The 11,790-nt window shown below is 43.3% G+C and carries 10 protein-coding genes; 4 read left to right on the plus strand and 6 right to left on the minus strand.

Annotated features, from left to right (window positions below; translation table 11 throughout):
* Window positions 1-21: 21 nt before the first annotated feature.
* Window positions 22-741: a phytanoyl-CoA dioxygenase family protein gene (locus B5D35_RS20515; RefSeq protein WP_078754355.1), complete on the minus strand. Its 720-nt coding sequence runs from the start codon at window positions 739-741 to the stop codon at window positions 22-24.
* A gap of 827 nt (window positions 742-1,568) precedes the next feature.
* Here B5D35_RS20515 and B5D35_RS20520 point away from each other — a divergent pair.
* The 3 genes from B5D35_RS20520 (at window position 1,569) to B5D35_RS25035 (ending at window position 4,913) form a co-directional block, all read left to right on the plus strand.
* Complete coding sequence (locus B5D35_RS20520) at window positions 1,569-2,606, plus strand: cytochrome-c peroxidase (protein ID WP_078754356.1); 1,038 nt, start codon at window positions 1,569-1,571, stop codon at window positions 2,604-2,606.
* 85 nt (window positions 2,607-2,691) lie between these two features.
* Window positions 2,692-4,539 carry an ATP-binding protein gene (locus B5D35_RS20525; RefSeq protein ID WP_244556679.1) on the plus strand — a complete coding sequence of 616 codons (1,848 nt, stop codon included), beginning with the start codon at window positions 2,692-2,694 and terminating at the stop codon, window positions 4,537-4,539.
* Window positions 4,540-4,541: 2 nt separating this feature from the next.
* On the plus strand, window positions 4,542-4,913 hold the full coding sequence (locus B5D35_RS25035; protein WP_244556680.1) for a hypothetical protein: 372 nt from the start codon (window positions 4,542-4,544) through the stop codon (window positions 4,911-4,913).
* Window positions 4,914-5,002: 89 nt separating this feature from the next.
* On the opposite strand, the gene B5D35_RS20530 is transcribed toward B5D35_RS25035, so the two are convergent.
* From B5D35_RS20530 to B5D35_RS20550, 5 genes are all read right to left on the minus strand, one after another.
* Complete coding sequence (locus B5D35_RS20530) at window positions 5,003-6,232, minus strand: phosphopentomutase (protein ID WP_078754357.1); 1,230 nt, start codon at window positions 6,230-6,232, stop codon at window positions 5,003-5,005.
* A 4-nt stretch (window positions 6,233-6,236) separates the two neighbouring features.
* The gene (locus tag B5D35_RS20535) at window positions 6,237-7,406 is read right to left on the minus strand and encodes a YhfX family PLP-dependent enzyme (protein WP_078754358.1); all 1,170 of its coding nucleotides are present in this window, start codon (window positions 7,404-7,406) and stop codon (window positions 6,237-6,239) included.
* Between the two features lie 96 nt (window positions 7,407-7,502).
* The gene (locus B5D35_RS20540; RefSeq protein ID WP_078754359.1) at window positions 7,503-8,804 is read right to left on the minus strand and encodes a YhfT family protein; all 1,302 of its coding nucleotides are present in this window, start codon (window positions 8,802-8,804) and stop codon (window positions 7,503-7,505) included.
* A gap of 9 nt (window positions 8,805-8,813) precedes the next feature.
* Window positions 8,814-9,176 carry a DUF2620 domain-containing protein gene (locus B5D35_RS20545; protein ID WP_078754360.1) on the minus strand — a complete coding sequence of 121 codons (363 nt, stop codon included), beginning with the start codon at window positions 9,174-9,176 and terminating at the stop codon, window positions 8,814-8,816.
* Window positions 9,177-9,645: 469 nt separating this feature from the next.
* The gene (locus tag B5D35_RS20550; protein WP_078754361.1) at window positions 9,646-9,861 is read right to left on the minus strand and encodes a hypothetical protein; all 216 of its coding nucleotides are present in this window, start codon (window positions 9,859-9,861) and stop codon (window positions 9,646-9,648) included.
* Between the two features lie 251 nt (window positions 9,862-10,112).
* On the opposite strand from B5D35_RS20550, the gene B5D35_RS20555 reads away from it, so the two are divergent.
* Window positions 10,113-10,721 (plus strand): hypothetical protein, encoded by a 609-nt coding sequence (locus B5D35_RS20555; RefSeq protein WP_078754362.1) that lies wholly within the window; start codon window positions 10,113-10,115, stop codon window positions 10,719-10,721.
* Window positions 10,722-11,790: the final 1,069 nt, after the last annotated feature.

Raw genomic sequence — 11,790 nt, forward strand, 5'->3', positions numbered from 1 at the left:
GCCTGAAACTCAGTATATTGCTTAAGAACCGAACAACTTTAGGCTGCCATGTCTTCCAACCGAATTAAGCAACAAAGCCGCTCTGCGGTAATGATTGGAATGGTTGCCGCCCGAGGAATGCAAGATATACGGACAATGCGCCACAGCCTGTCCCATGCTGAGAGGTACTGAACAAACATCTTGAAGAAATATAGGTCTTAAGTCTTCTCTTAGCTCAAATCCACCCGCCGTAATATCATTGTTCACAGATTGATGAGGTAAAACATCGAACTCCTGACTGCCCACGGCGTAACGCATACATCCATTGTGATCGTCAACATCTTGGAGAGGAACCCAAAAACTCAAACTGTTGTATTCCAGTTCAGGTCGCCAAAATGCGGCATCCTGATGCCAGGGCGTTTCTGTTATGCAATGAGGAGGCTTATTGATCGCGTGAGCGAAAGATACCGTCGCGGTACTACCGAAATATTCAGACGCATATTCAGATATATTTTTGAATAAATCTGTATTTCTAAGCTGTGGCAAGTATTTTTCTGGATGCATGATTTGTGGAATTTTCCAGCTATTAAAATCTTTGCCCTTGCCAGAACTTGCCATATCGTAGAGATCACCATTATCGTATGCCTCTTTCGAGATAAATAATTCATCATATGCGCCAACGATATTATCTAATTCCGATTCAGACAAAACGTTTTCAATTACTTGATAACCACCAACTTGATTTATTAAATTACTCATCATTCCTTTCCGGCACAATCTTAAATGTTCACGCTACTTTATTAACACTGACCGACATATCAAATAAGTTGAAATGCTGTCCCTCACTTTACATACCATTCAGAATGACATGTAAAGATTCGAATATTCAAATACTAAGAACACCATCACCTGCGAGAAGGCAATCGTCGCATGCCAATAAAATATGCACTGCAATTCATATATCATACAAGGTCAAAGAGCCAATTTTCAATTCTGTCAGTTATTTATATTAGGTACATCCAGCGTAAATGATTTGCCACCTTACCCGACACATTGCTCTTGCCGTCAAATAAACAGCAATTAAATCCACCAATCCGAAACGTATAAGCAATATAACAAACCACAATTATGACAATATCTGGAGTATGGGGGATCATAAAAATACAATAGGATTTTATTTGCCGACAAAATGGTGATTTCACGGCACGTAAAAAGCAATAGAATATAACACTGCAAGAAGAAGAACTTTCAGAACAATGCCTTTATCATCATATCTCCTTATAAAATTAAGTACCCTCTCACCCAGTATCTATACGTAAAACTCGACGATATATTGAAAAATGCGCATGCCAAAATTATCACTTATAAATGCGGCGAATCTCACGATTGACTGTTCTCGAATACGCCAACCTCATCGCGATTCACCGCGCGCCAACATAGGCCAACGTACCCAGCAGAAAATCCGATTTTGAAGACTTTTGGCTTGTTACGCCTTGCTTGGAGTAAGTGGCTATCACCCTTTCACCTGTTAGACAAAATGGGCATTTATTCTATTCTTAATTGTACAAACAATAATCCAGTTGGCTCATATGTTAAACGCTAGGATTGCCGTAACTGCTACTATCGCGGGTCTGTTATGCCTCGGTGCTGTCGTTATTTCAGCGTCAAATATGTTTAATCATGACCATGAACGTAGCAACGCGCACACGTCGAAAGAGGAACATCAACGCCAAGCATTGATTGCGCCTGTTCCCTATCCAAATAGAGTGGATTTTCCACTGATAAAAGCAGGATGGGCGCTTTTTAACGACCCAAACCTCTCCTCTAACAAAGCAATCAGTTGTGCGACATGCCACAACCTTTCTACTAATGGCGCACAAGATACACCGGTATCTAAAGGGGTTGCCGGAGTGGGAAAACGGAACTCACCGACGGTGTTCAATGTGAGTCTGAATTACCGTTTCTTCTGGGATGGCCGCACCAATAGCCTCTCAAAACAAATGGATGGGCCAATACACACACCCGCAGAAATGGACAGTTCATGGCAAGCCATCCTTGCATACGTAACATCTTCCTCTAGGTATCAATCACTTTTTTCTGCCGCCCAGCACCCCATTACCATTGAGACCATTAAGCACGCCATTGTCACTTTTCAAGAGCAATTACTCACACCCAACTCACCGTTTGATCGCTACCTGCTAGGTGATGAACGTGCAATCAGCCCGCTCGCCCAAAATGGCTGGAAAACCTTTCAGAACATGGGGTGCATTAATTGTCATCAAGGCGTCAACATCGGTGGCAGTATGATGCAGCGTTTTGGGTACTACGGTAATACGGCTGCGCATTCAGGTCTCAACGTAGATACCGGAAGGCATCAATTCACGAAAAAGGATATTGATAAACACCTATTTCGCGTACCTAGCCTTAGAAACGTCGCCAATACCCCGCCTTATTTTCATAACGGTAGTGAAAATAGGCTTGAAGAAGCCATAAAGGTTATGGCTGATGTCCAGCTGGGAATGACTCTAGAGCCAGAAACCATTGATGAGTTGATGGCTTTTCTACACGCTCTCAGCGCACCAAGACCATCAATTTTGGAGGAATTAGAACGTGAGCAGATTTACTAATATCAGCCACCTGTTTCTCATTATATCTGGGGTATTGAGCCTATTGGCCACAGAGGTTTTTTTTGCGCAACGACAATACTCCTCAATGAGTATTGAACTTACTGAATTAGGCCATGATGTCCTCTCTATTCGAGATGAGGCCGTCGCCTTCAACTCTGGATACGCCATAACTCCTCACTTGCTTACTCGGGATCTGGTCGAAAGCGAAAAAGCGTTAGACCATTTCATCACTAAAATAAGGTCTACGTCTTTCGGGTTTTTCCGTAGTTCTAACATTAACTTGGAAGAAGCAACCCGTCATTATTCAAATCAACATATAAACCTGACCCAATCCGTTGATAACCTCGTCGCGCTTATCATTGCAAGAAATGCCTCTATCGCAACGCTTGATCGTGAGAATGGTAACAATCCGGCAATAGATATCATGTCCCCATCAACGAACACTGACAACAAGCTTCATTTGAACGCTTATACCGCGCTAAATCATGAAATTTCGTCACTTTTAGACAGTTTACTGCTGGGAGAAGCCTCTGAATTTGTAGAGGTTACAGAGAATAAGATTAAGAACATGGCGCTAAGCGCACTACAGTCTTCATTTTCATATTTCATTCTCGCCTTGCTAAGTTTTATCGCGTATCTCTTCATGTCTTCTTGGATACGCGAGAATAAACTGAAGCAACTCAATGACGACCTCATTGATGCATCTGAAGAGGCTGAAAAAGCCAACCAAGCAAAAACGCTGTTCTTGGCCACAATGAGTCACGAGCTCCGTACACCGATGAATGGCGTATTGGGCATGGCTGAATTGATTGTCGATGAAACAGAGGAAGACCTTACGCGTAAGCACGCAAAAATCATCGGTGAATCAAGTAAGCACCTGATAACAATCCTGAATGATATTCTCGACTTTTCAAAAGTTGAACAAGGTGAAATGGTATTCGAAAGAGTCTCATTCAACATGGCTCAGCTATTGGACCCTGTGACAAACTCACTGAGATCGGTTGCGCTCGAAAAAAACATCAGCCTTGATATAGACAGCAATGTTCCTTCTGATCTTTGTTTCATCAATGACAGCTCTCGATTGCGTCAGGTCATTTTTAACATTGTGGGGAATGCGATCAAATTTACTGATACAGGTCATGTCCGTATAACGAGTGACTTCGATCCAGAAACCCGTTGGCTTCACTTTTTCATCAGCGATACGGGTGTTGGCATTCCTAAAGAGCGCTTGGAACACATTTTCGAACCATTCCGACAAGCCGAATCTTCAACAAGTCGACGATTTGGCGGCACAGGACTAGGTCTTTCTATCGTGCATAAAATCATTACGCAGATGAAAGGCAATGTGACTGTAACGAGCGAAGAAGGTAAAGGAAGCCTGTTCACTGTGTCATTGCCTGTTGACGTTGCCAACATTTCCGACAATGAAATTTCTGCGCCTGTTGAACAAACCCATCTATTACCAGCAAATCACACTGCTCTTGATGTACTCATAGCCGACGACAACGCCGTCAATGCAATGCTCGCAAAGCGTTTGTGTGAGCAATTAGGACATAACGCTGATTCTGTTGAAAACGGAGAATTGGCGGTTTTGGCCTTGGAGAAAAAAAACTATCATCTGGTTCTTATGGACAAACACATGCCCATCATGGGTGGCGTTGATGCGATTAAACAAATCAGGCAACAACATCGTCTTAGCACCATTATCTTTGCCTGTACTGCTGATGTTTTTCGTGAAGCTCACGATGAATTACTCGATATCGGTGCTAACCATGTTCTGACAAAACCTATGCAGAAAGCCAGTCTCGAAGAGGCCATCTCGCTTTTCATGGAAGAGTTCATCAACATTGATACGCCTGACAGCACCATCACGAAAGATGCGCCGAATGCAACAAACGTTCTTGCGCTTTCAAAATTACCTAAAAAGAGTTGAAAATGACCGAGGAAGAGTTGTCAGCCAGCACAGCGTTGGCAGCTTTCGCAGATGATCATGATGTGCTCACTGACTTACTTCGCCTGATGACAGAAGAGTTTGAAAAAGCATCTGACGATTTAATTCAAGGTTTCTCTGACCGTAATTTGGTCAAGATATTTAAAACACTGCACATCGTAAGAGGTACCGCACTTGACCTCGCCTTGCCGAATTTGGCTCGGATATCCAAAAACAATGAAAAGAAAGCACAAAATGGCATCGTTCCAGATTCAACCACACTGCAAGAAATACTCAATCTGATGTCTGTTAACATGCATCAGGCCAAGCGAATACTGGAATCTTTAGAAAATCAGAAAAATCGCAAAGCCGAGTAAAGCAAACGGGTTAAGTAAACTGAACATTAAATGCCCCTTTCAACAAAGGGGCATTTTTTTGGTAAACAGTGTGTCGTCACTAACCTCGGCTATCGATAGGTTCGCGTTACGCTTGGCTGCCCATATTGAGGCGGCATTGCTCCGAAAAAATCTGTAACACTGGCGCCAACATCCGCCAAGGTTTCGAGATCGCCAAACTCAACACCATTCAAACCCTGCTGGTATACCAGTACAGGGACAAGTTCACGAGTATGTTTCGCATGGCCTATAAAGGGGTCATTTCCATGGTCAGCCATGACAACAAGCATGTCATCGCTTCCCAATGCGTCAATAACCGTTTGCAAGCCTACATCAGACTTCCTCAGTACGTTCCAATAACGTTCAGGATCCTGCTCATGACCGCACAAATCTGTTTCTTGGATATTTGCACAAAAAAAGCCTTGGGCCGTACTGGCAATATCGTTCACCAGCAGTGAGAAGACAGTTTCGGTATCGACAACCGACTTATAGGATTTACCGTCATCGTTTTGCACAATATCTGCCACTTTCCCATACAAAAAAGTCGGTACGCCAACTTGGGTTAACTGGTAAGGCACTTGTGTTTTTTCATCCACACCAAACCCTAGATGTTCAACCTCAAACCCGCTTTTATAAACACCGGACTTAGGGGCATTCACACCTATATATTTCGCTTTTCCAGTTACATCTCTTTTTACTTCTATAGCGGAAAGCAAACATGCTACGCCATCTACAAAACCCCCAAATGCGATATTTCGGCTGACACGGTTTGCTTTTCTGACAACACGACCAATCCGTTTTACTTCATCAAAGCTCATCTCGTTGAAGTTTGCAGTCAAATTGTAAACTTGCCCCAAATCAGCTTCTAAGTTATCTCCGATGATCAAAGCACCATTCACAAGCAAAAGAGAAAGCCCTTCACGTTCGATACTTTCAACCTTATAACCCTGTTTAACCAATGCGTGAAAAACGCTATCGATAGATTCGCTGAATGGCATAACCAAAGGTGGCACCGGCCGTGTCCCCATGATTTCTTGATGCCCCATAAAGGTATCGCAGCCTTCGTGCATCAATAATGCTCTCCCCCAATTTGCTGATGCATTGGGTTTCATCGCAGAATTCACACCTTCCAATGTATTCATCAGCCCGAGGCGTTCTAACGTTACGAGTTTTCTCTCCGAATAATGACTGATAAGCTTCGCGGCTGTGTTGGCTCCGCGATCCTGAGGGCGGAGCCTTGTGACATCTGGCATTTCTCCGATGCCAAAGCCATCCAAAACGACGACGATAAACTTTGACATCCTGTCACCTTTCTATTTGTCTTCCTTGTGTATCAAACAACCCCACGACTTTAGGCGCAGATGTGGAAATCCCTTCGACCAACGCAACGTCACTACGCGTGACAAAGAGCTGTGTTCGAAACGCCATAATTACGGGTGCGCTAATGTCCGCTTTCCCTGCTAGTTGAAAGTAGTAATCGATACTGGCTGAGTCGTTCGGGCAAACGGGCAGGAAATCGCCTGTACTCGCCTCACTGTTAAAGACAAGTGCACCTTCAACATGACTGCGGCCGTAATTACCCCCACCAAAGCAATAGGCTTTCCCTTGATGCACATGAGAAACTTCGGTGACATAAACCATCGCGACGGATTCAGGTTGGCTGGCATCAACATTGGCAGGTGTCGTACCTGTGAGCGCATGTCCTGGCTCTCCGTGCGTACCACCGTGTTGCCGAATCATGGCGATCGTTTCGCAGCTTGTTGCCGAAGGATAGTTCCGATGTGTAATCGAAATACCTTTTTGGGCCAGCCGTTCAATCGCTTGTTTTGCCGTGGTTAGATTGGCAGTAGGACGGGTTTTTTGTGCATCCTGATCATAGAGAAAACAGGGAAAGTGGGTAATACCAGTAACATTAAGATTAGGAAGCGCGGTAATACGCTCAACCACTTCATCTAACGCACTAAGATGAAAGCCTGATTCTTGATTCGGATACAGATGATCACCGTCTTGATAGAACTTCAGCATAATGCCTTGTACGACGCCACACTCAACGGCGACTTGTGATATCTCACGGGCTTTTTCAATGGAGTACACCGTGATGATTTCAGGTTTTACCTCACTGATTAGCCGCGTCAGAATATGCTTCGGTGGTTGAACCAAATGACCAACGTGAGAAATTTTTATCCTGTTTTTGTGTAAGCTCAATGCTTCTTTAAAATCAACGCAAACCGCCCCTTCATACCCACACTCATCAATTAGAATGCTTGCAAGCACAGGGTTTCTACCTATCTGCTTTGTCATTGCAAATAACTTTATATCGAGCTCGTCTGCTTTTTGTTTGATTTTTTTAGCATTTTCTCTAAACCGATCGACATCAATTACATAGGTATCCGGTAAGATTTCGCCCTGACGCAATAACAATACGGCACTCTGAATCAGTTCTGAGTTTTGTTTTTTTAGTGCCTCAAGAAACATAGTTATTCCTTTTTTCATATGCGTAAAAGCAGCCCATATGCCTTACGGGGGAACAAAGGATATGGGCTGAGTATCGTGGTTATCATGTTCAGTCCGTTACACGGCAAACAAACCAAAAACATGAAACACATTGAGCACAATGCCCGTTAGAATGGCTGCGACTGCTGGGGCTGCGATTTTCAAAACGGGACGGCCCATCACTTCATTCAGGAAGAACAACATGGCGAAAATCGTCAAACCTGTGGTCGAGCCCATCTTCATCACGGCAAGCACACCGCCAATAAGGAGTGCGAATTCCATCAGGGTATTCATCGCATCACGAATGTTATCTGATGCATTTCGAATGGAAGGAAATTGCTCTAGGAATCGCCCAATACGACGAAGCAGGAATACTTCAACACAAATAGTCAATGCGCCAAGGAGCGCTGCGATCGGAATGTTGGGTGATAAATAGCCGACAACGAAAACAAACGTCATGCCGACGACGCCATATACACCCGTGGCCAACGCGGTAGTCGCGATAAGGGGAATAAATCCAAGGCCGCGCATTAGTTCTGATAACGCGACCTGTTGTATCGCCGCCTCTTGCGCCATAGGATCGTCAAGCTTGTATGCTTCAGCCAGCGAATAGATTGACACTTCAGAGCCTGCAAAAAAGCCTGCGTTAGACACTGCGGCTATCAATGCCCCCGTTACCGCTAAAAACGGTACATGTTTCATAATGCGTTTGGTGCGTTCTTCGAAAATGCTGTGAAGGCCAGACATATCCGGCGGCGCGATGCCGTTTTTCTTATCTTCAATATCCCTGTAAATCGCCGTACCAACCAGCATCAACATGCCGACAAAAATTTGAATAGATTCGGGGTAAATAGCTGTAAATTTGATGGTCAGCAAACGTGATAGCAAAATAACAACAGCTGCGATTGCGCCCGCCTTCCATCCAAACTGATTAAAAATCGCAAGCAGTGGGAACAGCGCAAACGCGGTAATAACGGGTGTGCCCAATTCGCCCAAAGCACCCAACGCATCAACCGGTAATCCAGTGAGCACCGCGTTGACACCTGATAATGACGTGACAACCAATACGCCCCAGAGTCCACCCGCCAAAGCTGCAAGCCAACGGCTGGCGATCATAACGCCAAGAATGTCTGTCGGTAAAAACAGGAGCCAAGGGTTAAGCAACCCTGTTGATAAAGTGAAAGAAATACCGACGGATGCAACAAAACCAATAGATAAACCAAAAGCGACCGACCCCGCATCACGGCGAGTCATATTCCCCTCAAACAACTGAGGAAGTACTGGACGGATACCATCATGGAAAACCGCGGCACTCATGTTTGCAATAAGTGCCGTCATCGCACAAAGCGCTGAAATCAAACCTAACTGCACAAAGTCCATACTATGTCCTTACCACTGATGCGCTAATTGTTTGATAAACATGGGAATAGCATGCTCAACATGTTCAACAGACAGGCCAAACGCGACTTTACCCTCGCTGATGAATTTTTCGATTTCTTCCGGTTTTGCTTTGATGGCAGGCTTTGCAATGGTGCAGCTTTGTGCGAAGCCAATGATAGCGATCGCCATAGAAAGCGCAGCACCCGCCCCTGTGTTACAACATCCGATGAAGTAATCGAGCTGACCCGATTTCACCTTCATGGCTGCATCCATATCGTTGAGAATGTGGCATTCGAACATGCCCGCGGCACTCGCTTCGATCTCTGCTTTTATCTTTTCTCGCTGCAAACCAGCGATCCCAATCTTCTTCATAAAACATCCTTAATTTACAAATGCATTCGGGGGTGAATACACAGCTTGCAACGATAGAACTGAAGGCTCCCCCTTATCCAACAGCGGAATTTCGCCTTCCGACAAAAAGATTTTTTAACTTCATTATTTTGAGGATTAAGGGCAATAAAAAAGCAATTTCCATTGCTTTACGTGAGCCACAAACGCGATAACCCGCAATCCATAGCCTATACTTCAATATATTGAAGATAACGTAATGCCTATTTGATGAAAAAAAAACCAAGATTTTCTGGTTGTGTGACTTATGAGATGTTTATTTAACCAATTGCGCGTTCAAAAGAGAGCCAATTGTCGGATTTGTTGCGCGACGACATGCGTATATTGGAAGGCGGAAAAACAAAGCGGCCTCGTCTACCTAAACCACATAAGGGTGTATGCGAATAATGGAGAGATGAAGAAAAGCCCGACGTATCGGGCTAAACAACGAAGACTAAATATCAATGGGCGGTTGTTTTCGCATGTCATCGAGAGAACTTCCCATACGAATGGGATCCCTGAATGACTCTCGTTCATAAACACTTTCAGTAAATTCAAGTGCGTCGTAGAACACCCAACCTTGTAACGACAACTCGCTTGCGATTTCGAGCTTATTTTTCCCAACGTTATGCATATCGATGACAACGCTGGTGGCGTCTCTTTCACTCATATATCCTCCTCGATTTGTCGGGAAGTCTCCATCAAACCATAGGTAGGATATTGGATTCTCGTTGTATCAAATTTCCGACAATGGATAAGACTATATCTCGAATGCAAAGCTACCTTTCACCCGTTCGCACCTCTTCTCTCTTGTTATCACCTAACTCTCTGACTTTTTGTTGTTATTTGAATCGGTTCACTGCAGAGCACCACACAGAGAGGATATGATAGAACGATCTTTCTAAGGATAAAGAACCCACAGTGGATGTAATCATTAATAACGAGACCGCGTTGACGCTCTCATCGGAAAACACCCCCGAAGAAGAGGCGGCAAGCATTGTCGAGAGTGTTCAGAAACTCCGTCGTTGCAGTTTGGATCCTATATCTGTAATCACTGAGTGTTTGGAAAGCGACAAACCCAACGCAAAGCATCAGGCGCTTTCGCTTATCACTGCCTTAGCTTTTGAACAACGCATCCTTACTCACGCTGATTTAAGTGAATCGGTTTCCTTGTTTTGGAACCCCGTTACACAGGATATCATCAAGTTTAATCCCAATGAGGAGATCGTCATTTCGCTGCATCGATCCATGGGAAACCCTATATCCGCTAACTATACTGCCAATGAGTTCATCACCTTTGCGCTTCAGGCCATGGAGATGACAAGTCACAATTTCGTGGCTGAAGATTTGCCAGACTCTGCGGTTTTATTTCATGCAATAGGTATTTTAGCCAAAACGAACGGTTGTGCTTTAAATACACAAATCATGAAAAACTCAATCAACATCGTGATGTCTGAAATGTTTCCTGTTTTGATAGATGAACTGTCTCAGCCTGTATTTATCGAAGAACATTTGCAATCTACGCACTAACACAAATATTGATGCCCGAACTTGTCGGGCTTTCTGCACAAGCCTGAGAAAAGCAAAATTAAACCCATTTCATTGAACCCCACATAAATAGGTTAATTGTCGATATTTATCTAAGACTTGCCTCAGCACTATGCAACATATAAACCTTAGCAACGTAACATCAACACTCTAATTAATCAGACAGCATCGGCTGGACAGTATATATACAACAAAATAAGACATCACGTGACCAATTTTTAATATGCAGCTACACTTCCACACCCTAAACCTGCACTCAACATCAACTCACACACCAATGCCTTGTAAAGTTATTTTACACAACATCATGCGAATTAAATCTTAAGTATCTGTATTTAAAGGTGTCAATTGAAGCAATTAGAAATGACATAACAACAATAATAAAATATCACATTTGAGACATCTTGTTTGTGAGAAAAAGAGGATACTCTAGAAAAAATAGAGTTCATTGAAGAAATACAAACATCCAATGAAAAGGGTTTAGTCTTTAAGAAATAAAGCCACAACCCACTCTATATTATAAAAAATAAGAAAAAAGGACTGTAAAGACAATATTTATACGTGTTGGGATAATTAGTATTTACGTTTCACTGCTAATTTTTCATAACTCCTTTTACATTTCCGTAATTGGAGGCGCGAAAACATGAATTTTTGGTATAAATCGGCAATTTAATTTTGAGCCGACAACCAGAATTATCATGTTTTTATTTTACTTATTGTTTGTATTACAGAAGGTTAATGGCGCTTCTTCGTGTGTTCGGTAATGAAACTGACAAGTCTGGTTTTACGTTCAGATTCACCGACGTTATTCAAATTAATAACGCTTTTAAATAAGCCATAAAGAAGCAGACAACTGCAATGGAAGGAAAAGACAATGAGCGACCCGAAGATCCAACAGTTTCAAAATGTTATAGACAGTGGTGCACTGGCTTTGTTGCTTAAATCGATGGAACTAAATCTAGAAGCTACGATCTGATCGGCTACACCCATCAATCGTCGTAGTCTCATGTCTAAACCTCGTTACAAAACAACTAACTGGAAGCAGTACAAC

Source organism: Enterovibrio nigricans DSM 22720, from assembly GCF_900167155.1.
In the GTDB taxonomy this organism is placed as follows: domain Bacteria; phylum Pseudomonadota; class Gammaproteobacteria; order Enterobacterales; family Vibrionaceae; genus Enterovibrio; species Enterovibrio nigricans.

Excerpts from the sequence above, each read along its gene's own strand:
- B5D35_RS20515 (WP_078754355.1), bottom strand. The coding sequence starts at position 741 with ATGATGAGTAATTTAATAAATCAAGTTGGTGGTTATCAAGTAATTGAA.
- B5D35_RS20520 (WP_078754356.1), top strand. The coding sequence starts at position 1,569 with ATGTTAAACGCTAGGATTGCCGTAACTGCTACTATCGCGGGTCTGTTA.
- B5D35_RS20525 (WP_244556679.1), top strand. The coding sequence starts at position 2,692 with ATGAGTATTGAACTTACTGAATTAGGCCATGATGTCCTCTCTATTCGA.
- B5D35_RS25035 (WP_244556680.1), top strand. The coding sequence starts at position 4,542 with ATGACCGAGGAAGAGTTGTCAGCCAGCACAGCGTTGGCAGCTTTCGCA.
- B5D35_RS20530 (WP_078754357.1), bottom strand. The coding sequence starts at position 6,232 with ATGTCAAAGTTTATCGTCGTCGTTTTGGATGGCTTTGGCATCGGAGAA.
- B5D35_RS20535 (WP_078754358.1), bottom strand. The coding sequence starts at position 7,406 with ATGTTTCTTGAGGCACTAAAAAAACAAAACTCAGAACTGATTCAGAGT.
- B5D35_RS20540 (WP_078754359.1), bottom strand. The coding sequence starts at position 8,804 with ATGGACTTTGTGCAGTTAGGTTTGATTTCAGCGCTTTGTGCGATGACG.
- B5D35_RS20545 (WP_078754360.1), bottom strand. The coding sequence starts at position 9,176 with ATGAAGAAGATTGGGATCGCTGGTTTGCAGCGAGAAAAGATAAAAGCA.
- B5D35_RS20550 (WP_078754361.1), bottom strand. The coding sequence starts at position 9,861 with ATGAGTGAAAGAGACGCCACCAGCGTTGTCATCGATATGCATAACGTT.